The sequence below is a fragment of the Paenibacillus sp. FSL K6-0276 genome, assembly GCF_037977235.1.
In the GTDB taxonomy this organism is placed as follows: Bacteria; Bacillota; Bacilli; order Paenibacillales; family Paenibacillaceae; genus Paenibacillus_AQ.
Genome location: NZ_CP150276.1, coordinates 4,034,109 through 4,058,607, shown reverse-complemented (window position 1 = coordinate 4,058,607; position 24,499 = coordinate 4,034,109). Strand labels below are relative to the sequence as shown.

The 24,499-nt window shown below is 42.6% G+C and carries 25 protein-coding genes; 18 read left to right on the top strand and 7 right to left on the bottom strand.

From position 1 onward, the window contains the following. Positions 1-119 precede the first annotated feature (119 nt). Entirely contained in the window at positions 120-515 is a 396-nt protein-coding gene (locus MHH52_RS19135; RefSeq protein WP_340004050.1) for a DUF2871 domain-containing protein, read from the bottom strand. A 347-nt stretch (positions 516-862) separates the two neighbouring features. Here MHH52_RS19135 and MHH52_RS19130 point away from each other — a divergent pair, with 347 nt between their 5' ends. Continuing rightward, complete coding sequence (locus MHH52_RS19130; RefSeq protein WP_313640395.1) at positions 863-1,078, top strand: hypothetical protein; 216 nt, start codon at positions 863-865, stop codon at positions 1,076-1,078. 161 nt (positions 1,079-1,239) lie between these two features. On the opposite strand, the gene MHH52_RS19125 is transcribed toward MHH52_RS19130, so the two are convergent. Then, positions 1,240-2,205, bottom strand: coding sequence for a nitronate monooxygenase (locus MHH52_RS19125; RefSeq protein ID WP_313640396.1), 966 nt, complete (start codon positions 2,203-2,205; stop codon positions 1,240-1,242). Between the two features lie 268 nt (positions 2,206-2,473). Between MHH52_RS19125 and MHH52_RS19120 the strand changes: the two genes are divergently transcribed. The 12 genes from MHH52_RS19120 to MHH52_RS19065 all read left to right on the top strand — a co-directional run bounded on the left by MHH52_RS19120 (position 2,474) and on the right by MHH52_RS19065 (position 16,073). After that, positions 2,474-3,136: an MgtC/SapB family protein gene (locus MHH52_RS19120; protein ID WP_340004049.1), complete on the top strand. Its 663-nt coding sequence runs from the start codon at positions 2,474-2,476 to the stop codon at positions 3,134-3,136. 510 nt (positions 3,137-3,646) lie between these two features. Continuing rightward, positions 3,647-4,804 carry an ROK family transcriptional regulator gene (locus tag MHH52_RS19115; RefSeq protein WP_340004048.1) on the top strand — a complete coding sequence of 386 codons (1,158 nt, stop codon included), beginning with the start codon at positions 3,647-3,649 and terminating at the stop codon, positions 4,802-4,804. Between the two features lie 28 nt (positions 4,805-4,832). After that, the gene (locus tag MHH52_RS19110) at positions 4,833-5,837 is read left to right on the top strand and encodes an asparaginase (protein ID WP_340004047.1); all 1,005 of its coding nucleotides are present in this window, start codon (positions 4,833-4,835) and stop codon (positions 5,835-5,837) included. A gap of 89 nt (positions 5,838-5,926) precedes the next feature. Next, the gene (locus MHH52_RS19105) at positions 5,927-7,531 is read left to right on the top strand and encodes a glutathione ABC transporter substrate-binding protein (protein WP_340004046.1); all 1,605 of its coding nucleotides are present in this window, start codon (positions 5,927-5,929) and stop codon (positions 7,529-7,531) included. A gap of 113 nt (positions 7,532-7,644) precedes the next feature. After that, on the top strand, positions 7,645-8,568 hold the full coding sequence (locus MHH52_RS19100; RefSeq protein WP_340009739.1) for an ABC transporter permease subunit: 924 nt from the start codon (positions 7,645-7,647) through the stop codon (positions 8,566-8,568). A 70-nt stretch (positions 8,569-8,638) separates the two neighbouring features. Continuing rightward, positions 8,639-9,550 (top strand): ABC transporter permease subunit, encoded by a 912-nt coding sequence (locus MHH52_RS19095; RefSeq protein WP_340004045.1) that lies wholly within the window; start codon positions 8,639-8,641, stop codon positions 9,548-9,550. Between the two features lie 13 nt (positions 9,551-9,563). Then, a complete protein-coding gene (locus MHH52_RS19090) occupies positions 9,564-10,565 on the top strand; it encodes an ABC transporter ATP-binding protein (protein WP_340004044.1) in 1,002 nt (333 codons plus the stop codon). After that, the gene (locus MHH52_RS19085; protein WP_340004043.1) at positions 10,562-11,554 is read left to right on the top strand and encodes a dipeptide ABC transporter ATP-binding protein; all 993 of its coding nucleotides are present in this window, start codon (positions 10,562-10,564) and stop codon (positions 11,552-11,554) included. Before MHH52_RS19090 ends, MHH52_RS19085 begins: the two co-directional genes overlap by 4 nt. 41 nt (positions 11,555-11,595) lie before the next feature. Then, entirely contained in the window at positions 11,596-13,050 is a 1,455-nt protein-coding gene (locus MHH52_RS19080) for a leucyl aminopeptidase family protein (protein WP_340004042.1), read from the top strand. 24 nt (positions 13,051-13,074) lie between these two features. After that, positions 13,075-13,767 (top strand): copper homeostasis protein CutC, encoded by a 693-nt coding sequence (locus tag MHH52_RS19075; RefSeq protein WP_340004041.1) that lies wholly within the window; start codon positions 13,075-13,077, stop codon positions 13,765-13,767. Between the two features lie 27 nt (positions 13,768-13,794). After that, a complete protein-coding gene (locus tag MHH52_RS19070) occupies positions 13,795-14,751 on the top strand; it encodes an ROK family protein (RefSeq protein ID WP_340004040.1) in 957 nt (318 codons plus the stop codon). A gap of 44 nt (positions 14,752-14,795) precedes the next feature. Continuing rightward, positions 14,796-16,073: an alpha-L-fucosidase gene (locus MHH52_RS19065; RefSeq protein ID WP_340004039.1), complete on the top strand. Its 1,278-nt coding sequence runs from the start codon at positions 14,796-14,798 to the stop codon at positions 16,071-16,073. 78 nt (positions 16,074-16,151) lie between these two features. Here MHH52_RS19065 and MHH52_RS19060 read toward each other — a convergent pair whose 3' ends face one another. Together MHH52_RS19060 and MHH52_RS19055 are read right to left on the bottom strand one after the other, a co-directional pair. Then, positions 16,152-17,147 (bottom strand): hypothetical protein, encoded by a 996-nt coding sequence (locus tag MHH52_RS19060; RefSeq protein ID WP_340004038.1) that lies wholly within the window; start codon positions 17,145-17,147, stop codon positions 16,152-16,154. Next, positions 17,134-17,481, bottom strand: a complete 348-nt coding sequence (locus tag MHH52_RS19055) for a PadR family transcriptional regulator (RefSeq protein ID WP_340004037.1) — start codon at positions 17,479-17,481, stop codon at positions 17,134-17,136. Before MHH52_RS19055 ends, MHH52_RS19060 begins: the two co-directional genes overlap by 14 nt. 252 nt (positions 17,482-17,733) lie before the next feature. Between MHH52_RS19055 and MHH52_RS19050 the strand changes: the two genes are divergently transcribed. The 4 genes from MHH52_RS19050 to MHH52_RS19035 all read left to right on the top strand — a co-directional run bounded on the left by MHH52_RS19050 (position 17,734) and on the right by MHH52_RS19035 (position 21,056). After that, positions 17,734-18,642 carry a phosphotransferase family protein gene (locus MHH52_RS19050; protein ID WP_340004036.1) on the top strand — a complete coding sequence of 303 codons (909 nt, stop codon included), beginning with the start codon at positions 17,734-17,736 and terminating at the stop codon, positions 18,640-18,642. A 95-nt stretch (positions 18,643-18,737) separates the two neighbouring features. Then, the gene (locus tag MHH52_RS19045; RefSeq protein WP_340004035.1) at positions 18,738-19,205 is read left to right on the top strand and encodes a MarR family transcriptional regulator; all 468 of its coding nucleotides are present in this window, start codon (positions 18,738-18,740) and stop codon (positions 19,203-19,205) included. Between the two features lie 96 nt (positions 19,206-19,301). Further along, positions 19,302-19,793, top strand: a complete 492-nt coding sequence (locus MHH52_RS19040) for a VOC family protein (RefSeq protein WP_340004034.1) — start codon at positions 19,302-19,304, stop codon at positions 19,791-19,793. Between the two features lie 180 nt (positions 19,794-19,973). Then, positions 19,974-21,056, top strand: coding sequence for a winged helix DNA-binding domain-containing protein (locus MHH52_RS19035; RefSeq protein WP_340004033.1), 1,083 nt, complete (start codon positions 19,974-19,976; stop codon positions 21,054-21,056). Between the two features lie 94 nt (positions 21,057-21,150). Here the strand turns inward: MHH52_RS19035 and MHH52_RS19030 are convergent, their stop codons facing one another. The 3 genes from MHH52_RS19030 to MHH52_RS19020 form a co-directional block, all read right to left on the bottom strand. Beyond that, a complete protein-coding gene (locus MHH52_RS19030; protein WP_340004032.1) occupies positions 21,151-22,419 on the bottom strand; it encodes an alkaline phosphatase in 1,269 nt (422 codons plus the stop codon). A gap of 129 nt (positions 22,420-22,548) precedes the next feature. Beyond that, positions 22,549-23,157 carry an isoprenylcysteine carboxylmethyltransferase family protein gene (locus MHH52_RS19025; RefSeq protein WP_340004031.1) on the bottom strand — a complete coding sequence of 203 codons (609 nt, stop codon included), beginning with the start codon at positions 23,155-23,157 and terminating at the stop codon, positions 22,549-22,551. A gap of 217 nt (positions 23,158-23,374) precedes the next feature. Further along, positions 23,375-23,920 carry a MepB family protein gene (locus MHH52_RS19020; RefSeq protein WP_340004030.1) on the bottom strand — a complete coding sequence of 182 codons (546 nt, stop codon included), beginning with the start codon at positions 23,918-23,920 and terminating at the stop codon, positions 23,375-23,377. Positions 23,921-24,274: 354 nt separating this feature from the next. Here MHH52_RS19020 and MHH52_RS19015 point away from each other — a divergent pair, with 354 nt between their 5' ends. After that, complete coding sequence (locus tag MHH52_RS19015; protein WP_340009737.1) at positions 24,275-24,466, top strand: cysteine-rich CWC family protein; 192 nt, start codon at positions 24,275-24,277, stop codon at positions 24,464-24,466. The last annotated feature ends 33 nt before the right edge of the window (positions 24,467-24,499 follow it).

The following is a 24,499-nucleotide window of genomic DNA, read 5'->3' as shown; positions in this document are numbered from 1 at the left end:
TTCCATATTGTATCATTTACCAGTTTATAAACAAATATACTTATAGTCTCATTTGGTATGAACTTTTATATCAAAAATCAAAAGAGCCACTGGAATGTTATCCAGCGGCTTTTTCTCTATTATTTAATTCGTTTACCGAGCAGAATTAGCAGCCATATGATACCAGCGCCTACTATGGCATGACCGAGACCCGCAATATGTGGCAAGAAGCTGATGTCAGTCCCGTTAATTTGCAGCATCCCGCGAGTAGCCATGGTACCGATTGTGATTAGAAGACCAATGTTATACACAATGTACCACGCGCCAAAGGACTTAGCCTCATGGATATTAAATAACTTGTCTAGGATCATTGCAATGATAAAGAAGAAGAATCCTAGCACAAGAATATGGGTATGAAGCGCGACTAATATGGTGTTTCCTTCGAAATCATTCATTTTGGTGATTTCACGATAAGCAACACCAGCTATTAAACCGAGAATCGCATAGAAAAAAGATGTGTAATACAATTTTTTCATGATCTTGTCTCCTTTGTATTTAACGTTATGATTGAAAGTATATCATGCAAATAAGAACGCAATATGAACGAATGATTATATAGTGAAGAATTTCACGAAATAGACAAAAATTATCCGCTAACATGCCCCACATAGTTTCAACACAATATTCATCTATAATGTTAATATTATTGAACCCACTGTTCATCGGAGTCAGGGTGTTCGATGACACGGGAGGATAAATATGAAAAAAGCGGATTGGATCATAGCCATTCTAGTTATGGGAATGGGTCTGATGTGCATGTTGGTTTCAGCAAACTTTTTTTCGTATTGATTTTTTTCCGTATTTTAATTTAGGAGATGTTTATTTGAAAAGAGGAGTATTTGCAGTAATCTGTGTAATTATTTTGTCATTTGGAATTGGAACAGCTGTTTATGCTGCCGAGGTTTTTCCGAGCACTTTTAAAGAGATGTTACCCTTTATGAAAGAAAGACATCCTAACATGGGTGATTCCGAGCTAGAGCAAATGTATAAGAGCTGTCATCAAGAAGATGGCATTTCGAATACCCGTGGAATGATGTAGAGGCTATGTTGATGAAGAATCAACTATAATCAATCAATACCTTTTAATAAGAACCTTTTGTTGCATACAACAAAAGGTTCTTATTTTATCTAACCCTAAAAACTATTCTAATACCCTTGAGAGATAAAGAACAAAAAACACTTGAATCCCATTGGTAATGGTTAAGTTGTCGGGTTCATAGCCCCTTGATACTCATTCATTAAATTGTCGATAATCTGCTGTACGGACAATATCTCTTTAATCTCATGAACTCTGGACCCGGCAAAAACCAATCCGTTCTTAACATCTCCTCTAAGGGAAGTAAGCAGGGATTCCATAGTACAGAAGCGATGTGAACAAACTTTTAGACAATCATAGCATTTGGTAATTTTTAATTTGGCATCATCACTGATCCGGTCTGTGAATTCATTCTGAATCGCTCTGCCATCTAGACCCACCGTTGACTTGATCAGGATCGTATCGCCTTGCTGAGCATCTACATACTTTTGCTTGAACGCCAAAGGGGCATCACATTCATGGCTAGCCACAAAACGGGTACCCATCTGGACACCAGATGCGCCCATCCGAAGGGCTTTTGCGATATCATCTCCTGTCAGAATCCCACCTGCAGCAATAACCGGAATCGAAACGGCTTCTACGACTTCAGGAAGGATATCAAACATGGATCTATCAGTACCTAAATGGCCCCCAGCTTCAAACCCTTCGACAACGACTGCGGAGGCACCAAGTCTTTCAGAGATTCTGGCTAATTTGGCGGATGAAACAATAGACACCACAGGTGTGCCATACTCTTTTCCCCAAGCATAAATATCTCTGGAAATTCCGGCTCCGGAAATAATAAAGTCCACCTTTTCTTCCAAAGCAACTTTCATTTTATCTGCAAAGTCCTTCATAGCGAATAGCACGTTCACACCGATATATCCAATCCCTTTAGAGAGTTCTCTTGTTTTGCGAATATGCATTCTTAGTTCTTCAGTGGTGATGCCTGTACCAGAAATGGTGCCGATCCCACCTGCGTTGGCTACAGCAGCGGCTAGTCCACTTAAGGATATGCCTACGCCCATTCCACCTTGAATAACAGGAACCTTGGATTTAATATGTCCGAATTGGATTGTTGGAAGTTTCATACACGCACCTCTTTCACTAGTTGTAGAGCGTTATAAAATCTCTATTGGAGTAACAGCTATAAAGGTATCACAGTTAAATCTTTGCAGATGTGACTGTGCGCATGCTCAAACTATGTTAAATATCATGTCCATTTCATTTGAGTAGAAAATATGGAAATCCGATTATGATACAATAAATAGCATATCAACAAGATCCTGCGTAATGCTAAACTCTTTATTTAGGGTCTGCATTTTAGGGATACATATCATAAGGAGAGAAGGATAACGTATGGAGTTTGAATATTTGCTTCGTGTAGTTGGAGCTGGAATTTGTGGAGTTTTAGTTGGATTTGAACGAAAAAGCCGAATGAAAGAAGCGGGAGTTAGGACGCATTTTATTGTAGCTTTAGGTGCTGCACTCATGATGATCATCTCAAAATATGGATTTCAAGATCAATCCGCTTGGCCCAATCTTACCCTCGATCCCGCACGTATAGCTGCCCAGGTAGTAAGTGGAGTTGGATTTCTTGGAGCAGGAATGATTTTTATGCAAAGACACACAGTGAAGGGTCTCACAACTGCAGCGGGGATTTGGGCAACGGCGGGGCTGGGGCTGGCGATTGGATCAGGCCTTTATATACTTGGTGGAGGAGCAACCATATTAATCTTACTTGGGCAAAAGATATTACATAGTCGATACAGTTGGCTGGCCTCACCGAAAACCCAACAGATTGTTATCTGTCTATCTAATACAGAAGGAGCCATGAGTCGAATTCAAGGGCTACTTGAAGAAAAAAACATCTCCATTCTAAGCTTTCACGCTGAAAATATTAGTACTGAATTCGAATTGAATTTAGAAATTATCGTAAGATTTCCTGAATCGTTCAATCCTGTAAAATTGTTATCACTGATACAAGAGGACGCATCTGTTAAGGCAGTAGAGTTTCAATAATTTCTCAAGACATTCCGTATCAAAAGTTAGTTTCTTTTTAGAGAACTTACTTTTGATGCGGGAGCAACCTCCATTTCACCATCAATCCGCACACTATTCTACTCGTGTTTCAATTCTCAGATTCTCAAACCATCCGCTTCGACCTTTCATCCAAACCTCTCATTATTCTGATATATTCCCCCTTTAAATCAATATCTTACCGTTTATAGTTTTAACTGGATCTATTATGCTATGAGTTTAGGATTTTTGTGTCAAGTTTATGTTATGTATTGAATGAGATTGTTATAAAAATCACAAATTAACCGCTTTCATTTATTCTGAATAAAAAATATGTCATTTATATTGACATACAACCAATGAGCCTTTATTATTAATCCCATCACTGGATAAATTAAACAAAAATTCAAGTCAAACATTATAATATTACAGCTTAATTTGCGAATATTTTCTTGTTTTTATAGTTTTATTAGTTTGATTAATACACTGGAGAAAATAATTAGGAGAATGCCTGTGAAAAAGCACGATCAGGATTTTATGAAGCGGCAAAATCGATTGACGGTCTTCGAAATCATTAAAAACCAACAACCGATTTCTCGCGCTTCCATCGCTAAACAAACGGGTATGAGTCCTACCACTGTAAGTCGAATTGTTGGGGAATTAACTGAGCAAGGATATCTACTCGATTCGGATCAGGTATCGTCAGGATTAGGTCGGAAATCAACATTGATAGCTATGGTTGACGCTTCTGTGTTGTCGGTTGGGGTTGAACTGGATCGCAGTCTTATGAATGTTGGCATCGTAGATTTACAAGGCAAGCTTCTCTGCAGCAGGCAATACCCACGTATACCGGACGAGAGTGTAGACAAGACGCTAGAACGAATTAATGAAGCGATTGAACAACTGAGTCAGCAGCACCTGATTGACAGAACACGTATCGTAGGTATTGGCGTTGGACTTCCCGGCATTGTGAATAACGAAGAAGGTATTGTCGTCTTCTCGGTTCAGTTTGGATGGAAGAATGTAGCCTTAGCTAAACGCCTAAAGGAACTAACCGGTTTTGAAATTGCTGTAGATAATGAGTTGAAAGTTAGAGCTCTTGCTGAACACCTCAAAGGTGCTGCTGTTGGATCTGTCCGTACCGCACTATTGGGCTTCGGGCAAGGCGTTGGCTCGGCGATGATTCTCGAGGGAGAGATTTATCGCGGGGTGATAAACAGTGCTGGTGAAATAGGGCATACGACAGTGGATCCTAACGGAATGATGTGCGAGTGCGGTAAGGCGGGTTGCTTACAGACCTATATAAATATCAGCTCGTTGTTGTCAGAAGCCAATCGGATTCGTCCGATTCGCACGATCGAGGAGTTATTTGAAGCAAAGGATGCAGGAGAGCATTGGGCTATTCATTTGATCGAGCGTGCGCTCATGTATATGGCGATTACAATCAACAATGTCGTATGCATGTATAACCCCGATAGTGTGATCTTGAGTGGAGAACTCGTAGACAAATTCCCGGATATTTATGAAGCAGTCGAGAAGCTCTATCTTTCACGCTTCATATGGGAACCCCTTCGTGGGTCTTTCTCCATTCATCGTTCGATGTTGAACGAGAATGGTGTAATTATCGGATCGGGACTACTATCGCAAAATCGTTTTTTCGCATTGGATTAAAATAATTACATCGAGGGAGGTTGTACAGATGGGGTTTACAACTTTAGTAGAAGAATATCGCGGTGGCTTACTGGAGAATGTGCATTATGGTGCAGTTAGCGTAGTCGATGTGAAAGGTAACATTTTATATAAAGCAGGTAATCCGGAGCATATGACCTATCTTCGTTCAGCTGCTAAACCATTCCAAGCTTTACCGGTTATGAAGCGTCGGATCGATGAAGTTTATGGTTTGACGAGTAAGGAAGCCTCACTCTTTACTGCTTCGCATCGGGGAGAGGCCTTTCATATTGAAGCACTTGAATCTCTTTTTCAGAAAATGGGATTAAAAGAAGAGGGACTTCATTGTTGTTCTACATACCCACTGAATGAGGAAGCCAAAGCGGAGCGCCATCGGGCGTATGAGCCCACTCGCAAAATCTTTCATAATTGCTCAGGTAAGCATGCTGGATTAATGGGCCTTAGCAAATATATGGGTTGGGATATAAATACTTATTATGAGCCTAACCATCCCGTGCAACAGGAGATCCTTGAGATCATGGCCTATATTGCTGAAGTACCGAAGGAATCCATTCCTCAAGGGACTGATGGCTGTGGTCTACCTATCTTCGCACTTCCACTGCACAAAATCGCTTATTCATATTTAAAGCTAGCCTGTCCTGATTTAATCGAGGATATTGAAATACGCAACGCAGCTGCTGTGACTGCAAAGCTTATGAACGATAACCCGGTGATGATTGCAGATACGAAATTTGTCTGCTCTGAGCTTCTAAAGGATGATAATCTGACGGCCAAGGGCGGCGCTAAAGGCGTGTATGGTATTGGACTCCGAAAGGAAAGAATCGGTATCTCGCTAAAAGTATCCGATGGATCCGAACAAGTCTGGCCTTGTATCATCTCTTCCATTCTGGAACGGTTAGGCTATAGCAATCAAGAAACGATTGATCGTTTATATGCACTCGTACCGAACACCATTGTTAATGATGGCGGTACTGTAGTAGGCGAACGCCGTGCTGTATTCCAATGGGAAGTCTGATTCTAAAGATCGAGAATAATCTTCAAGTCTCATGAATAATCGGACTGGGAGCTTTTTCTAATACATCGTTTCTAAAGGGGAGTGTAAAAATGAAAGCAAAAGGAAAAGTATGGTCAATGTTCATGCTGCTGCTTATTACAGTAGTAATGACTGCAGGGTGCGGCAACAAAGGGAACAACGAGGGACAAGGCGGCAATACCGCTGGCGGAACTGAAACTAGCACCCCAACTACAAAGAATGATAAAGACATTGTAATTGCCATCAATTCTAACTTTATTACGCTGGACCCACATAACGCAAGCGATACACATTCAATCAGCGCTGCCAGAACGATGTACGAAGGTCTAATGGGTTTTGATGAGAATATGAACGTAGTTCCTGTTCTTGCCGCAAGCCATTCCATAAGTGAAGACGGGTTGGTCTACACATTTACGTTGCAAGAGAATGTTAAATTCCAAGACGGTACTGACTTTAATGCTGAAGCGGTTAAAGTAAACATCGCTCGTATTCAAGATGAGAAGAACAATCTGAGACTGCGCAAAAGCTTCGCAAAGGTAGCCAAAGTGGAGACTCCTGATGCCAAAACAGTGGTTATTACACTCAGCGAGCCATATAACGCATTTTTAAATAAAGTAGCTATGGCACCTATTATTAGTCCGAAAGCTCTAACAGAGAACGGTGCCGATATTACAAAAATGCCTGTAGGTACTGGCCCATTTAAGTTCAAAGAGTGGGTGCAAGGCGATCGACTAGTTGTTGAAAAGAATACGGATTACTGGCAAAAAGACTTGCCGAAAGTGGATAGCATAACCTTTAGACCCGTACCAGAGAATGGATCACGGATTGCGATGCTAAAAACTGGTGAGGCTGATTTCATTTATCCAATGCCAACCGAGCAAGTATCCGAGGTTGAAGGTCTTGAAGGAATTACTGTAGATACTATCGATTCAACCATTGTTCGTTATGTAACTTTGAATACGATGAAAAAACCTTTCGATGATGTAAAGGTACGTCAAGCCATTAACTATGCTATCAACAAAGATGCTTATATCAAGGTTGTGAAATCGGGTCTTGGCGCTAAGCTTGATTCCACAATGTCTTCCAAAACACAATATTACTCCCAACAAACAGGTTATGACTATGACATTGAAAAAGCTAAACAATTGCTTGCTGAAGCAGGATATCCTGACGGATTCGAAACCGAAATTTGGGGTGAGAATGAATCCGAAACCATGAAGGGGATGCAATTCATCCAACAACAACTGGCACTTGTAGGCATTAAGTTAGATGTGAAGTCTATGGAAGGCGGTACATTGTCCGACCAAATTAACGCTGCTAAAACGCCTGAAGAAGCAAAAATACAAATGTGGTATGTCAGCTGGTCTCCTTCTTCCGGTGATGCAGATGGCGCTACTAGAGGTTTGTTCAGTAGTGAAATGTTCCCACCTGCTGGCTCGAATACAGCTTATTACAAAAATGAAAATGTAGATAAATGGATCGCTGAAGCAAACAAAGCTGTTGATCCAGAAGCGGCTAAATCCATTTATGCAAATATTCAAAAAACAGTATGGGAAGATGCTCCGTGGACATTCATGGGCGTTGACCAAATCATCTCAGGCAAAAGATCGAATCTGGAAGGTGTCAAAGTCTTCCCGGATGGTTCCATTAATGTCCTTAATGCAGAAGTAAAATAACGCTAAACAAATGTAAGATTTAATATCCCAAGAATTGAACGAGGCCGCTTCTTAAGAATGGTAGGAAGCGGCCTCAACTAAATCATTTGTCGATACTGAAGGGGGCTTATGAGTTGGGTAGATATGCTTTACAAAGACTCCTCGGGGTTATTCCGTTGCTATTCATTGTATCGGTACTAGTCTTTTTGTTTATTCACTTAATTCCGGGCGATCCGGCCCGACTTATTGCGGGTAAAGACGCCACGCTTGAAGAGATTCATGGCATTCAAGAGCAACTAGGTCTCAATCTGCCGCTGTGGAATCAATACATAAACTACATGAGCGATCTACTAAGTGGTAATCTGGGTAATTCGATCCGTTCAGGGATTCCGGTCACCGATATGTTAGAAAGCAGAATCATGCCTACTTTATGGCTAACGTTTCTAAGTATGGCTTGGGCGCTTGTCATTGGTCTTTTAATCGGTGTTATTTCAGCGGTTTATCGCAATAAATGGCCTGATCACTTAGGCACATTGACAGCTATTTCGGGAATGTCTATTCCTGGATTCTGGTTAGGTTTAGTACTCATTCAAATTTTCTCGGTAGAGCTTGGCTGGTTTCCGACCGGCGGTGTAGATTCCTGGAAATCCTATATTCTTCCTTCCATTACACTTGGAATGGGGATTATGTCGATGCTGGCTCGTTACTCACGGTCATCGATGCTAGAAACGCTACAGGAGGATTATATCCGTACTGGACGTGCGAAAGGCTTACGCGAGTATGTTGTTATCAGCAGGCATGCGCTGCGCAATTCTCTTATTCAGGTCGTTACTGTAGCTGGACTTCAATTTGGGTTCTTGCTTGGTGGCTCGGTAATGGTTGAAACAGTTTTCAGTATTCCTGGTCTTGGTAGACTGCTGGTAGATTCCATTCTGTTCCGGGATTATACAGTTATTCAAGCTTTGCTACTGCTGTTTTCAACACAATTTATTCTTATCAATTTAATTGTAGATTTATTATATGGCGTACTCAATCCGAAAATCAGGTTTTCTCAGTAGCTAAAATGCCACCGAGAAACAGACATACGATAGTTTTATTTAGGGTGAATTTAGGATTAGGAGGGATATCATGAGCGACAATTCGGCGGTAATGGGAACTAATTCTCCTATACCTGGAGAGGTAATAGCCCCGGAGAAAACGAAAGGCCGCGTGGGTGTTTTTATTCGCAAGTTCAGTAAACAAAAGATGCCCCTATTGGCTGCATTTTTTGTCATATTGCTTTTTTTAATTGCCATTTTCGGGCCATTTCTGACCCCTTATAATCCTGATGAACCAAACTACGATGCACTAATGCAGGGCCCATCTGCCGCTCACTGGGCCGGAACGGATGAATATGGTCGTGATATTCTAAGCCGCCTTATTGATGGTACACGGTTGACTTTGGCGGTCAGTCTTAGTTCTGTGCTCATTGCGGGTGTACTTGGAACCATTCTTGGTCTAGTCAGTGGATATTATGGCGGCTGGCTGGATCGGATTATTATGCGTGGCAGTGACGTACTGTTCTCATTCCCTGATTTACTGCTTGCCATTGGGATTGTTGCTATACTCGGGCCTGGTTTATCCAACGTTGTGATTGCAGTTGCAGTCTTCGGTACACCATTGTTCGCCCGCATTATTCGGAGCGTAACATTGTCTGTGAAGGAAACGTTGTTTGTTGAAGCTGCCCGTTCAATGGGTGCAAAGAATCCCCGAATCATTTGGCGACATATATTTCCTGAAACAGTCCCTAGTATCATCGTTAATCTATCCATGAAAATTGGCGGGGCAATCTTAGCCGCTGCGTCACTGAGCTTTCTTGGCATGGGCGCGAAGCCAACGGAGCCCGATTGGGGCGCGATGTTAAGTATGGGCCGTGATTATTTAAGTATTGCTCCGCATATCGTTTATTTTCCGGGGATCGCTATCTTTTTGACTGTACTTGCATTTAACCTGGTCGGGGACGGACTGCGCGATGCTCTTGATCCCAAAATGAAAAACTAAGGAGGGACAAGACATGACTCAAAATTTGCTGGAAGTACAAGGGCTGAAAACGGAGTTCAAACGCGGCGATGGAAGTATAACGGCAGTTGCAGGTGTTGATTTTGTGATTAAGAAAGGTGAAGTGCTGGGTCTAGTTGGAGAATCCGGCTGTGGCAAAAGTGTAACCTCACTGTCGATCATGCGACTCCTTAAGGATACGCCGGGCAGAATCTCAGGAGGTTCTGTTCGCTTCGAGGGAACTGATCTGACGAAGGTAACGGACAAAGAGATGCGCCAGATACGGGGAAATGAAATGGCGATGATTTTTCAGGAACCGATGACTTCGCTGAATCCTGTGCTGAAGATTGGTTTGCAATTGATGGAGCCGATTATGCTGCATTTGGGTTATGGTCGGAAGAAGGCCCGTGAGCATGCTATTCATATGCTGCGGCTTGTTGGCATACCACGTGCGGAAGAATTGGTGGATGAATATCCGCATCAGCTCTCTGGCGGTATGAGGCAGCGCGTCATGATTGCGATGGCTATGTCTTGCCACCCGAAGCTGCTGATTGCAGATGAACCGACAACGGCGCTGGACGTAACGATTCAAGCTCAAATCCTTGATCTAATGAAGCACCTGAAAGAAGAACAGGATATGGGAATGCTGCTCATTACCCATGACCTTGGAGTAGTAGCCGAACTATGCGACCGTGTAGTCGTTATGTATGCTGGCCGTGTAGTAGAGGAAGCTTCCGTTTATGAACTATTTGCAAGACCGCAGCATCCATATACGAAGGGTTTAATTCAATCCGTTCCGAAGCTGCGTCAAAATGTACGTCGTTTGAATTCCATTAAAGGGAATGTACCTGACCTTTCACAAATGCCAGCAGGTTGTAAGTTTGCGGCACGCTGCGAGTTTGTCACAGAGCGTTGTCTCTCGCAGGAGCCAGAGTTACTTCCGATTGAGGGACTAGAGCGAAAGAGCCGTTGTTGGCTTACACAGCAGGAGAACACGGAAGGAGGGGAACGTTTGTGAAGGAGACTCCACTAATTGAAGTTAAAAGTTTGATGAAGTTTTTTTCGGTGAAGAAGGGCTTTTTTGGAACTACTAGATATTTGCATGCAGTGGATGGGATCTCATTCGCTATACGTAAAGGAGAAACGTTCAGCCTTGTGGGTGAGAGTGGTTGTGGTAAATCTACTACGGGTAGACTAGTGACTCGCTTGCTGAAACCGAATGACGGTGAAGTGTGGTTTAAGGGTCAAAATATAAGCCATATCTCAGACAACCAAATGCGGCCTATTCGTAAAGATATGCAGATGGTGTTCCAAGATCCCTACGCTTCACTTAATCCACGTATGAAGGTGAAGGATCTTGTCGCTGAACCTCTGCTCATTCATACAAAGCTTTCGACCAAAGAGCGGGATAAACTATCATGCGAGTTACTAGAGACAGTGGGATTGAATAGTTTCCACGCCGAGCGCTACGCTTTTGAGTTCAGCGGTGGACAGCGACAACGGATTGGGATCGCCCGCGCATTGTCTGTTCGTCCAAGCTTAATCGTGGCAGATGAGCCCGTGTCTGCACTGGATGTATCGATTCAGTCACAAGTCCTGAATCTATTGCAGGATCTGCAGGAAGAGTATGGCCTGACGTATTTATTCATTTCTCATGATCTAAGTGTTGTTGAGCATATTAGTGATCGAATCGGTGTCATGTATCTTGGTTCCCTCGTAGAGACGGCGGATAAAGATACTTTGTATGATCGTCCAATGCATCCGTACACACAAGCGCTACTATCTTCTGTACCTGTGCCCGATCCTACCTTAAAGAAGGAGCGCATTATTCTGAAGGGAGATCTTCCAAGTCCGGTTGATCCACCGACGGGTTGCCGTTTTCATACGAGATGTCCTTCCTGTATGGAAATCTGTAAGCAGCATGCGCCGATATCCCGAGAAGTTGAACCAGGTCATGAGGTTGCGTGTCATTTATTTGATGAAGAAATGCTGAAATTAGAGCGATAACTGAAATTGTGAGTAAACTTTACGGAAAAGAAGGGACAGCGATGAATATCTTATTCGATTCCGCTAATGTGGCGGATACTATTGTCTATTTAGCTTATGACGAGGAGTCTTTTCCTTTTAAGCTGGGAGCGGCCCACAAACAGAGCTGCAGTGTGACTTGGTTACACGCTCGCTCTGAGGAAGAGTCCGACGTGTTAGCGGTAGGAATGGGAAAGCGCAAGGATATTACGCTTGAGAAGATCCGCCGAGCAGGTGGAGCTGCTGCTCGTGCAATTCTGAAGGAAGGGCGAATCAGTGCTTCACTAGTTCGCCTATCATCAGTGGCTGTAGATGGGAATAGTGATATTTCTGCTGCTGATGAATTACAAGCTTGGATTGAAGGCTGGACTCTGGGTTTGTACCGTTTCCAAACTTATCGCGGAACTACCAAGGTGGAAGGCTCCGTTGATTTACATCTTCAGTCGATAGATTGGCCTGAGCTGTCCTCGGTTGAATTGGAAGCTGTACGGGTTTCTGCACAGATACGCGCTGAAGGAGCAGTAGTTGCTCGCGATCTTGTGAATGAGGTGCCCGGGACACTGAACCCTGACGGTTTCGCGGAATGGATGGCTGAATTTTTCGACCGTGATGATGCTGCACTGAAAGTTCATATCTATCGAGGACAGGAGCTTGTGGATCTTCAGATGAATGGATTGCTTGCAGTTGGAGCAGGAAGTAAGCACTCTCCTGCCTTAGTTGAAATCCGTTACGAGAGCAACCCTGAATTGCCGATGTTAGCACTGGCGGGGAAAGGAGTAACCTTTGACTTAGGTGGCATGAATGTGAAGACGGCCAGTGATATCAGCGATGCACGCATGGATATGGGCGGTGCGGCTGCTGTTATTGGGGCTATGGACATTTTGGTACGGAAGCGGGCTAATGTAAATGTGACCGCACTCATTCCAGTCGTTGATAATGTGCCAGATGCAGAGGCAATGTTGCCTTCGTCTGTTATCCGCTACCCTAACGGGCTAACCGTTCAGGTTGCGAATACGGATGGTGAGGGTCGACTTATCATAGCGGATGCGCTTATTCATGCCGCGAATATCGGAGCCAACCAAGCTATTGATATCGCTACGCTAACTGGAAATGTCGGTGCGGCGCTGGGATTAGGCATCGCGGGTATATGGGGCGATGCCGATATAACGCAGAGCCTGGTTGAGATCGGTGAGCGCAATGGAGAACGATTGTGGCCCATGCCGCTAATGGATGAATATGAAGCAGATCTTCGGAGTAATTACGCTGATCTGCGCAATGTTAGTACTTCCCCCTTTGCAGGTGCGATTACAGCAGCCCTATTTATTCGGCGCTTTGTAGCAGAATCGATGAGCTGGGTTCATATTGATATGGCTGGGACGGTACAGTACAAACAGGATGTGGGGTACTCAGAAGCTGGAGCAACGGGGTATGGTGCACGCCTGCTCGCCGATTATGTCATGAAACAAGTGCATCATTAATAACTGGAAGAGTGGGGGAAAGTTATGAGATTGGAAGTCATCGCTACTTGTATGGATGATGCTCTGACGGCTGAGGCGAATGGCGCAGATCGCCTGGAGCTCATTACTGCCATTACGGAAGGCGGATTAACACCAGGAATAGGATTGGTGGAGCAGGTGGCCAAATCGGTTAGTATTCCTGTCTTTGTTATGGTCCGTCCGCACAGTCGATCATTTAACTATTCCAAGTATGATATTTTGACCATGGCTGCAGAGATCAGGCGGATTGCAGCCAGCGGTGCTTCGGGAATCGTTCTTGGCGCATTAACACCGGAAAAAAAGATCGATGAGCGTGCGCTTGAAACATTATTGCCGTTGACAGATGGCTTACAAGTCACCTTCCATCGTGCTTTTGATGAGCTGGAGGACCAAATTGCAGGTTATCGAACGCTTTGTAATTACCCGCAAATCACTCGTATACTTACCTCTGCTGGACCAGGTCCGGCACCTGAAGCCATTCCCGCTATGCGCAAGCTAGTAGAGGAATCAAGAGGTAGTTCGATAAGTATATTGGCTGGAAGTGGTTTGAAGCCAGAAGGTATTACATCATTTATTAAACAGACCGGAGTCACAGAAGTACATTTTGGATCGGCTGTTCGTCTTGGCAATGACGCTTTGTCGCCAATCGATCCAGTAGCCCTGCGGGCGTTAGCTGAGAATATTCATTCTAACGGCTAATAATAGATAGTGAAAAGGTGAATGGTTATGCATAAGGCTGAGAGCTATGTAGTAGGAATTGATTTAGGCGGAACAAAAATTGCCGCAGCATTGTTCGATTCAAAGGGTACCGTGTTGAATCGGGAATTAATGGAGACAGCTGGCGCGCGCACCGCGGAAGAGGTGGTGCAGCGAATGATCGGAATGATCCGCTCTGTATCCGAAGGACGACCGCTGATTGGGGTCGGACTGGCATCTCCCGGAGCTGTGAATAGTCAGGATGGAATTGTAATTCACGGCACCAATCTTCCTGAATGGGATAATGTCCCACTGAAACGTTGGATGGAGTCAGAACTTGGCACAGAAGTGAAAGTGGTAAACGATGCGAACGCAGCGGCTTGGGGCGAGTATGTAAGAGGAGCTGGCAAAGGCTCGAACAATATGGTGTATGTTACCTTCAGCACAGGTATTGGAGCTGGAATTGTCATGGATGGTGAGCTGCTGCTCGGCACGAACTCATTTGCAGGAGAGCTCGGTCATAATATTATCGACCCGAACGGAACGGAATGTAGCTGTGGAAGATATGGGTGCTGGGAAGTATTTGCTTCGGGTACAGCGATTCGGGACATGGCACTGCGAAGTATGGAGAGCAGAACGTCGATGATTACGGAACTGGCTAGTAGAAGTGTTGAAAAGATTAATTCTCGACATGTCTTCGAAGCGATGGCACTAAAAGATCCGGTGGCTGTTGAGGTGATTGAGCGAACGATTCATTATATGGCGATTGGATTAGCCAATGCGGTACATACGTTTAATCCTGATCGCATTGTAATCGGTGGAGGCGTAAGCAAAGCTGGTGAACTACTGTTTCCAGCGCTGAGAGAGAAAACAGAGGGACTTGTCATGAAGCCGTATATAGGAACTTATACTATTGAATCAGCAGGGCTGAGGGATGATGTAGGTCTTATAGGCGCAGCGGCATTATTTCATACCGCCCAAGGCTAGGTTAACTATTTATCAAAGCTATCGAAAACGGAGGGGCTGAAGAGATGGGTACAAGAGAAGAAAGAACGAGATGGTTCTTGCAGGATAGATTCGGTATGTTCATTCACTGGGGATTATATTCCATTCCAGCACGAGGTGAGTGGATACGCGGGAACGAGCGAATGAGTAGAGAGCACTATATGACGTATTTCGATGAATTTGACGCATCTCGATATGACCCGAAGAAGTGGGCCAGCGCAGCCAAAGCAGTGGGGCAGAAGTATGCGGTTCTTACGACCAAGCACCACGACGGATTCTGTTTGTTCGATAGTAAGCTAACAGACTTCAAGGCGACTAACACGCCTGCTAGACGTGATCTCGTTCGGGAATATGTAGACGCTTTCCGGGCAGAAGGCATTGCTGTAGGTCTATACTACTCTATCATCGATTGGCATCATGATGATTACCCTGGGTATGGTGATAAAGCGCATCCGGATCGGGACAATGAAGCAGCTAAAGATAAGCCGATCGATTTTGATCGATACTTGGAGTATATGCATGGACAAGTGAAGGAGCTGTTGACGAATTACGGCAAAATCGACATCATGTGGTTTGACTTCTCCTATGACAATATGACCGGGGAAAAATGGAAAGCAACGGAGCTAATCCGTATGATTCGCTCTATCCAGCCGGATATTATTATCGACAATCGTTTGGGTGGGAATATCCGCGCAGCCGAGCCAGAAGAATATGCCGGAGACTTCTTCTCTCCAGAGCAGATCATTCCTCCTGGCGGTATTGTTGACGTGAATGGTCAATCCATTCCTTGGGAAGCATGCATTACGCTTAACGATAACTGGGGTTATCACTCCGAAGATAAAAATTATAAATCAACCCAGCAGGTCATTCGCTCAATGGTTGAATGTATTAGCAAGAACGGTAACCTGCTCCTTAACATTGGTCCAGATGCCAAAGGTGAGATGACACGAGAATCACTTGAAATCCTTGATGAAGTGGGCGAGTGGATGCGTCTGAATGGTGACAGTATTTATGGATGCGGCAGTTCCTTGCTTACTAAACCAGAGTGGGGCCGTTATACACAAAAGGGCAACAAGTTGTATGCTCACGTATACGATCGTGGAATTGGTCCAATCTATTTCCAAGGCTTGAAAGGGAAGATTAAGAAGGCTAGATTACTACGAGATGGCACGGAATTGAAGGTAGAAGCACCATGGATGGCTGAGGAATATTCGGATGTCAACGGTGGCGCGTTTATTACATTAAAAGGGGCCAAACTGCCCGACGAGATGGATACGGTTATTGAGCTTGAGCTTTTTACATAATTGTTATTAACTTATATGACCTCTCACGAGAACAGATCCTAGGGTCATTGACCTTAGGATCTGTTTCACTTAAAAATATTAAATTCTGGCCTTGCGGAAGCCTTCAAATATATTAAGAGCTGCAACTAAAACTAATGAGGAGATTCCACCGATAACTAACCCTGCTTCAAATTCATAAGTCTTAATGCTAAATAATTCAGACATGTACGAAATGAAATCTTGGTTGAATACATTTGGATTCCTTAGTATAACAGCGAATACAATGATCCCAAGCAGCTCGAGAGCTGTAGTACATAAGGCCAATCTTCTTGTCCATTGTTTCTTGATTAATTTATAAATAGCTAATGCGACTTCAAGTCCGATCACAACAAGAATGACGGGCCAATATTCAATTAACACATACTGATTAAAAACTGGGGCAACGAAATCAATCGCACCTTCACCCCCTCTATAGACTCCGATCAAATGTTCAGCGTTAAAATAAACAGTAGCCCAAATGGCAATCCACATTAAACTTCCGAACACTTCGAAGTTTGTAATTGCTTTTTTCTTATGGACAAGCGCGATATCCTTCAAATCATCAGGAGTCCATTTACTTAATTTTGTTGTAAGTGGATGACCTTCCTTTCCTTTATCTGCCCGTTCGATAATAGCGAACACAACAGTTATCCAAAAAAAGACTTGGATTCCTACTTCAAGGATGGTTCCAATTCCTGTACTTATAACAGTAGTAACAATATTCACAACTGTTTTATCACCGCTATAGCCAATCAAGTAATCAGCAGCCAGAGCGATTAAAGAAACAACTACAGCGATCGGTATAATCATTTTTAAAAACGTAACATATAAATCGAAATAGCGTGGGCCGATGAGATACATGGGCTGATCGCGATACTCACTAGCTAAAATAGCGGGATTGCCCAATTTTGCAAGGACGGCTTTTACCTCTTTTTCGTCATATTCATCCGGTAACATATCCTCGATGGTTGATCGTAATTCTAAAGCGATATCTTCCCGATTTTGTTCCGGTAACCTCCGAGTCACTTCATGGATGTAAATTTCAATCAGATTCATGGTCATCCTCCCCTTGTAATAGGCCGTAGAGTTCTTTCGAATTCTTAAGCCATTCTTCCTTTAGCTGTAAAAAAATTTCTACGCCATAGTCACTTAAGACATAATACTTACGGGGTCTGCTCTCGGATGTGTCCCAGCTGCTCGTCACTAATTCCTGTCTCTCTAATCGGCGAAGTAATGGATATAGGGTGCTTTGATCAATGGTGATGCTGGAATCCTCCAATAATTGAACAAGCGAATATCCATACTGGGGTGTTCGTAATTGACTTAAAACAGCTAGCGTTAACGTGCCTCTTCTAAGCTCTGTGATTAAAGAATTTAATAAAGTACTCATTCACCCACCTCATTAATTTAAAATATAAGGATTTATAAGTTTCTCTTATAAATTGTTCTTATATTCCTCGTCTAAACGCTTGCCGACCTTGAAAGGATGCCGAAGGCGTTTATACTTGCTATGCGTCATACAGTATTTGATTTATACTATGTATCATACACTATTGTTGTTCCTACATCAATTGAATAAAATGAACTTCTAAGAAAAATTTTCTATTTGATGAATCAATCTAAATTAAAAGGAGGTTATGAAATGATTTCATTCTATAGTGATATCCCGGATGCTTCTACATGGGAAGTCGTTGAACCGGTTCATAAAGGCTGGTCAAAGGATAAGAAATACTATATTAAGACCATTGGCGGCAGAGAACTATTGCTGAGAACGGCGGATATCTCCTTATATGACCAGAAGAAACGGGAATACGAAGGTATCCTACAGCTGGAGCATAAAGATATTTTGATGTCGAGACCGCTTCAGTTTGGGGTATGCAATGGTGGTCAGACCGTATATTCCTTATTGACTTGGATTGAGGGGGAAGATGCGGAAAAGATTATCCCTTCACTTAGTACTGAAGAGCAATATCAGCTGGGAGTGACAGCGGGACAGTTCTTGAGATCTATGCATCAGATTCCTGCGGGAGATGATCAAGCGCCTTGGGCTGATTATTATAATAGGAAGATCGATAAATACATCACTAACTACAAAACATGCGGCATTGTTCTAAAGGGAGCAGATAAAGTCATTCAGTTTGTAGAGGCGAATCGATACCTACTTGATGGACGCCCTCAATCGTTTCAGCATGGTGACTATCATGTGGGAAACATGATTGTTAAGAAGTCTGGTGAACTTGGGATTATTGATTTCAATAGGTTTGATTATGGTGATCCTTGGGAGGAATTTAATCGGATTACATTTTGTGCGATGATGAGTGCAGAGTTCGCCTCAGGTCGTATTCATGGATATTTTAATAACGGCGTCCCGGATCTGTTCTTTAGAATGATGGCTTTATACATCGCTAGCAACCAGTTGTCGAGCATTCATTGGGCGATTTCATTCGGAGAAGAGGAAGTTGCTAATATGTTGAGCCGAGCGGAGAATGTTCTGGAGTGGTATGATGATTTTCAAACCTATATTCCGAAGTGGTATTTAGCAAGCAGGTAGGATTTCTACTGAGCTTGACTTCTTATCAGTTTACTAGTATACTCATATTAATAAATCAAATCATTATCTAAATAACAAACGATGGACGTGACCAAATGAGAAACAATGGATTCACTGAAGATAACCAATTAAGCTTATTGATCTGGTTGCGACTTGTCAGGGTATATGAGAATAGTAACGATCTTTCCAATGAATTCTTGAAACAATTTGACTTGAGTGTCAATCAGTTTGATACATTAGTACAAATATTAATACATCAGCCTGTATCACAGATGGAGATTGCAGAACACCTAACTATTACCAAAGGAGGAGTATCGCATATGTTAGGCCGATTAGAAAAAGAAGAATTAATCGAACGCAAACAGGATTGGAAAGTGAAGTACATTACTTTAACGGAAAAGGGCCAAACGCTTATTGAGAAGGTACTGCCCCTACAATCGGACTTCCAAGCTTCGTTATTCGATCCTTTGACGGACGAGGAGAAGAAAGTGTTCTACAGCATGCTTAAGAAGATCCATCGGTATAGTCAAGATGAGAACCGAATCCCTCGAGGAATTCAGTAGTGATCCTAAAGCTTTATTGATAATAAAGCTTATTTTTTTCTCATCAGTATACTAGTAAACTCAAATTGAATACAACTTATACAGGAGGTTTTTAAAATGAAACAACAACCCATAAACGGACAACATCATGTCTCCATGCTTACTAAGGACGCTAAACAAAACTTATGGTTTTATACAGAGGTACTGGGACTGAGACTTGTAAAGAAAACGGTCAATCAAGATGATCCATCCATGTACCATCTATTTTATGGAAATCGTAATGGCGCCCCTGGCACCGAGGTATCTTTTTTTGAAATGCCAAATGCAGGTCAGACTCGCAAAGGGACGAACAGTATCAGTTCTTTCTCCCTTCTTGTTCCTAGCGATGAAGCCTTATCGTATTGGACTAGTCGATTAGATTCTTTTGAAGTTCCACATGAAGCCATTGTAAGTATAGGGGAACGCAAGTCGCTAACTTTTTATGATAGGGATGAATTGATGGTCCATCTAGTATCTGCTGAAAAAGATAACGGAATCGAGCTGGTTGAGCCGTGGATTACAGAAGATATTCCTCCAAAGTATGCCATCGTTGGGTTAGGACCCGTTTAGGTCCTTTTTTGAAATATAAGAATTTATATGTTCTACGCTATAAATTATCCTTATATTTCTCGCATAAACGCTTACCGTCCTTATAGGACGCCAAAGGCGTTTTTGCTTGTGTTAGCGGATGGTATTATAGTACAAGTACATATTTGTTTGATAGGGTTCTTTTTAAAGGAGGAAAATGTGATGAAGAATATGATTGCTAATCACCGTCTATATAATCAGAGGATCGCAGGTTCCAGGCTAAATAAGCCAGAACAAGTCGTAGAGGAATTGGGTGCTATACAAGCGCAAGACTATATGCAGGCGGTTTGGGCTATCGGGTTACGTTCTCCATCTACGAATTTAGCTGATATAGAGCGTGCTATCGCAGACCGTAAGATTATTCTTACTTGGACGCTGCGAGGTACGCTTCATTTCGTCCCAGCAGAAGATGTGAAGTGGATGCTTCAGCTATCTGCACCACGTTTAGTGGCACAAACGAAGCGGCGAATGGCAGAGCTTGGACTAGATGATCAAACACTGGAGCGCTGTAGAGAAATTATAGTAGATGCATTAAAGGGCGGGAAGCAGATGGATCGTTCTGTTCTACTTCAGCTAATAGAAGAGGAAGGCATCTACACTGGGAATCAACGCGGTTATCACATGCTGTGGAATAGTGCTTACCAAGGGTTAATTTGTTTCGGACCGATGAATGGTAAGCAGCAAACGATAGTGTTGTTAGAGGAGTGGGTGCCAGATTATCGAGAGCTATCTTACGAAAGATCGTTGCAAGAACTCGCTTTGCGGTATTTTACAGCTCGTGGATTGGCGACCGTTCAGGACTTCGCTTGGTGGGCAGGCATAACACTTACAGATGCCAGACGAGGGCTAGAATCTGCGAAAAAGGAACTTCAATCGGAGTACATAGCTGGCAGCGAGTTTTGGATGTCTAGCCATCGACTAGCTCCAACGGATGAAGATTCGGGTGTCTATTTACTTCCGGGTTTTGATGAGTATATTCTTGGTTATAAAGACCGGAGTGCTGTACTTGAGCCTGAAACGGCTCCTTTGATTGTCCCTGGGAACAACGGTATTTTCCTGCCGATGATTGTCGTAGGTGGCCAAGTTGTAGGTACATGGAAACGTACGTTTAAGAAAAAAGGAATTGAGATAGTCATTCATCCTTTTGGAGAGCTTGGAGATGCTGAAGAGGCGGTGTTTAAAGCTGCTGAACGATATGCCGCATTTATGGGGCTGCCGATACTCAAAATGAGTGTTTTTAGATAATTGATTGAGAACATTTACTACATAACACTTTTATGAATTTTAAATAAAAAAGACTAACCAGAAATTTCTGGCTAGTCACGCGTTCCGTTCGAAGTTATTTTGTCACTTTAAAGCCCATGGCTTGCATGACCTTAGTGAATACTTCAGTATTTTCGTATACTCCAGTAAACAACTGAGCGTTTTTGCCCATGGCTGTAATAGGAATATCCACTGCTGTATGACCTGAAGTCGTCCAGTCTACAACGAAATTCTGCTTGGAGTTAGCGATGGCAAACGGACCATCTTCTTTGGAAATGCCGTCACCTGATTCATCTTCAGCGTCTACGGCTTCAATAGAGAAACCACCAGTTTCATGATCGGCGAGAACTAAGACAAGGGTATCAGGATTCTTTTTAGCGAAATCTCTTGCAACCTGTACGGACTTATCCAATTCTTGCCCCGCTTTAATCGTCATTTTGGCATTGTTTTGGTGTGCAAATTCGTCAGTACCTTCTTCTTCAACCATTAGGAAAAATCCCTTTTTATTTGCTGCAAGCGTGTCTATCGCTTTTTTCGTCATTTCAGGCAGGGATACAACCGGGTTGTAGATATCTCCTTCACCCTCTGGTTTTTGCTGGAACATTTCCTCGTTTGCAAATAGCCCAAGAAGCTTGCCGTCTTTTGCTTTTTGCATATCTGCTTTGTTCGTTACATAGGTGTATCCAAGCTGTTTAGCTTTGTCTACAAGATTGCCTTGCGTACCTTTACTCTTCTCTGAAGGATCTTCAGCAGGCTCATCTGCGAATGTACCGGGATTTCCTACCGGATACCAGAAATCTTCGCCTCCGCCGAGAAGAACGTCAACTTTACTCTTGGTCAGAAGTTGCAGAGCGATGTCACTTTGTTTGGAGCGATCTTCAACGTGAGCACCGAAAGCGGCGCCTGTAGCGTCAGTAATTTGACTGGTAGTTACAACACCTGTAGATTTACCTGCTGATTTTGCATATTCCATAATGGTTTGGACGGACTTTTTATCTGCATTCATTCCGATGGCTCCATTATAAGTCTTGAGCCCACTGGCATAAGCTGTGGCTGAAGCAGCTGAATCCGTAACAGGGACAGTGGAGCTTGTATGAATTAGTCCAGCATATGGCATAGAATCCATAGCTAGATTTCCTTTTTCACCTACTGTAGCCAGGCGGATGGCATTGCGTTGGGCAGTTCCCATACCGTCACCGACAAACAGAATCACATTTCGTGTGTTTGATGAAGCTGCATTGGCATGATTAGGTGATTGCGTAGTGACTACGTTTGAAACGAAGAGAGCAGTTGCCGCAGTCGCTACAATTGCCGTTTTAACGACGTACTTTTTCGGTGATTTCATAATTTCCCTCCTAATGTATGTTTACAACCTCATACTATAGTAATTACATTAAGAGAATGTTTTCTGAACTTGTAAAAAATGTAAAGTGTAGCGTGCTTTTGAATTTTCTGATTTGCAGTAGGTAAGGTTTCAAAATAAAATATATCTAGGTGTATTATTACAATATTGAATATATTCATCTCCGAATACGGACTTTAAGTGCTGCTCTTCCTGTAGAATAAGTAAATGAATGGCGACAATGTTAAGAATGAATATAATAAGTGTTAATATATTTGGATACATAAGATACAATCCCAGAAACATGAGATCAAAGCCGATAAATGCGGCGTTTCTACTATATTTATATATACTGTGCGTGATGAGTTTTGTTACAGTAGTCTTATCAATCCCAACTCTCCATGAAGTGCGCATGGCAATCATTGCTTGAATGAAAATGGAACATCCGAGGGCCACTACACCAACGCCGATAAAGTGAATCACGGGATTATCAAACTGTTCGCCTATTAGTGTAACTATGAAAGACTCTGCTAAGGAAAACGCAAACCATGTTGCACCCCATAAAAAAGTAGTAGTCTTAACGAATAGCTCGGTAAAATGGATCTTAGATAGCTTTTTTCCTTTAGCTAATACGTTTCCATTAATATGGTTCTTCTTGTATAGTATAACGAGCTTCAAAAGGTAAGAAATAAGGAAAATGGAGAAAAGAATCAAGGATAGGATATTTTTTAGATTGCTCATAGTAATTTCCTCCTCACTAATACATATGAATGATTGTTCATATGTTTGTTTATATTTTATTTCCTGATGCTGTGCATGTCAACCAATTAGGGGGATAAATTGATGAAGGGACAAAAAGAAGGGGAAGAGAAGGCACGATTGATTCTGCCTTCTGCTGACCAGCAAGAGGAATGAAATCACCAAGCCGCTCTTATAATTAAATATCCAGAAGCGGTGATCATAGGGGATTAACGGGGAAACCGTAAAGCATTTGCGCGCGAAGGAAATCTACAGGCTTATTTATTGGTATCTCTAAGAAATATTCAGACTGCCATTTTTGTGTTTTTTGAGCTTGTGTACTCGTAGGACTATCCCAAGGTGGGTAGACTCGCATTGCTCTTTTCCCACCTTCACCTCTGTCGGACAGTACATCACGATCTCCTAGGACAGCTTTTGGAAATATAAATTGGCCAAAGTGATTCTCTTTTCGTGTACTTATCACGTAGTAATCAACTTGATCTGATACGTCATAGGGTTGGATGGGGCCATCTCCACTTCTCTCCCATAACGTCACAAACTGTCCGACCTTTGTCGGCGTGATTTTTGCCACACGAAATCTAATAGATAGTGCGTTTAAGTTAAATACATAAGCTCCATATTCTTCATTTTGTGGCTCAAGAATAGGTGGAGAGCAATTGAATTTGCAAGGGTTATATACAAGTTCCTTGATGGCAAGAAGGTCAGTATGTATGGTATCTAGAAAGCCATGATGTTTAACTTTCATCTGTTCATATCTCCTCCTGTTTGAGTTCCATAGAACACTCTATAGGTACCCCTAATGTTTCACTATCTTAATGCAAGAATAACGAGTTCACAAGCGCGAATAGAGTAGATGTTCCGGAATTGCAGAGATCTATAGGAGGGATGACGCTAAACTTGGAATGTTCAGAGGTGGTTATGGAGGAAGTGTATTTGGTGAGTTGTTTGTTTTAATTACTGATTTTTTGTCATTAGTTGGATATGTTTTATTAATTTTGTTTTCCATTATACTAATAATAAATAATTTAAATTTCAAAGAAAAGTAAATGACGAAGATGCGAAATAGGTTAGTAATCTAAGGGGAGTAGAAGCTTTGGATATGAGGAATAAACATGATGAACAACGGTATTGTCCCATATGTAAAGAATTAAATCATTGTGGTGCTGACAGTGGTGACTGTTGGTGTTTTCATACGGAAATTCCTACAGAACTACAAGAACGGGTACCTATAGAACTAAGAGGTAAAGCCTGTATCTGTCAAAAATGCGTAGAGACTTTTAAAAAATATTAACCAGAAATTTAACTAACTCAAGGCGTTAACAGT

Excerpts from the sequence above, each read along its gene's own strand:
- MHH52_RS19050 (WP_340004036.1), top strand. The coding sequence starts at position 17,734 with ATGATTTCATTCTATAGTGATATCCCGGATGCTTCTACATGGGAAGTC.
- MHH52_RS19120 (WP_340004049.1), top strand. The coding sequence starts at position 2,474 with ATGGAGTTTGAATATTTGCTTCGTGTAGTTGGAGCTGGAATTTGTGGA.
- MHH52_RS19095 (WP_340004045.1), top strand. The coding sequence starts at position 8,639 with ATGAGCGACAATTCGGCGGTAATGGGAACTAATTCTCCTATACCTGGA.
- MHH52_RS19135 (WP_340004050.1), bottom strand. The coding sequence starts at position 515 with ATGAAAAAATTGTATTACACATCTTTTTTCTATGCGATTCTCGGTTTA.
- MHH52_RS19025 (WP_340004031.1), bottom strand. The coding sequence starts at position 23,157 with ATGAGCAATCTAAAAAATATCCTATCCTTGATTCTTTTCTCCATTTTC.
- MHH52_RS19105 (WP_340004046.1), top strand. The coding sequence starts at position 5,927 with ATGAAAGCAAAAGGAAAAGTATGGTCAATGTTCATGCTGCTGCTTATT.
- MHH52_RS19110 (WP_340004047.1), top strand. The coding sequence starts at position 4,833 with ATGGGGTTTACAACTTTAGTAGAAGAATATCGCGGTGGCTTACTGGAG.
- MHH52_RS19075 (WP_340004041.1), top strand. The coding sequence starts at position 13,075 with ATGAGATTGGAAGTCATCGCTACTTGTATGGATGATGCTCTGACGGCT.
- MHH52_RS19020 (WP_340004030.1), bottom strand. The coding sequence starts at position 23,920 with ATGAAAGTTAAACATCATGGCTTTCTAGATACCATACATACTGACCTT.
- MHH52_RS19065 (WP_340004039.1), top strand. The coding sequence starts at position 14,796 with ATGGGTACAAGAGAAGAAAGAACGAGATGGTTCTTGCAGGATAGATTC.
- MHH52_RS19030 (WP_340004032.1), bottom strand. The coding sequence starts at position 22,419 with ATGAAATCACCGAAAAAGTACGTCGTTAAAACGGCAATTGTAGCGACT.
- MHH52_RS19125 (WP_313640396.1), bottom strand. The coding sequence starts at position 2,205 with ATGAAACTTCCAACAATCCAATTCGGACATATTAAATCCAAGGTTCCT.
- MHH52_RS19015 (WP_340009737.1), top strand. The coding sequence starts at position 24,275 with ATGAGGAATAAACATGATGAACAACGGTATTGTCCCATATGTAAAGAA.
- MHH52_RS19080 (WP_340004042.1), top strand. The coding sequence starts at position 11,596 with ATGAATATCTTATTCGATTCCGCTAATGTGGCGGATACTATTGTCTAT.
- MHH52_RS19045 (WP_340004035.1), top strand. The coding sequence starts at position 18,738 with ATGAGAAACAATGGATTCACTGAAGATAACCAATTAAGCTTATTGATC.
- MHH52_RS19090 (WP_340004044.1), top strand. The coding sequence starts at position 9,564 with ATGACTCAAAATTTGCTGGAAGTACAAGGGCTGAAAACGGAGTTCAAA.
- MHH52_RS19070 (WP_340004040.1), top strand. The coding sequence starts at position 13,795 with ATGCATAAGGCTGAGAGCTATGTAGTAGGAATTGATTTAGGCGGAACA.
- MHH52_RS19040 (WP_340004034.1), top strand. The coding sequence starts at position 19,302 with ATGAAACAACAACCCATAAACGGACAACATCATGTCTCCATGCTTACT.
- MHH52_RS19035 (WP_340004033.1), top strand. The coding sequence starts at position 19,974 with ATGAAGAATATGATTGCTAATCACCGTCTATATAATCAGAGGATCGCA.
- MHH52_RS19055 (WP_340004037.1), bottom strand. The coding sequence starts at position 17,481 with ATGAGTACTTTATTAAATTCTTTAATCACAGAGCTTAGAAGAGGCACG.
- MHH52_RS19060 (WP_340004038.1), bottom strand. The coding sequence starts at position 17,147 with ATGAATCTGATTGAAATTTACATCCATGAAGTGACTCGGAGGTTACCG.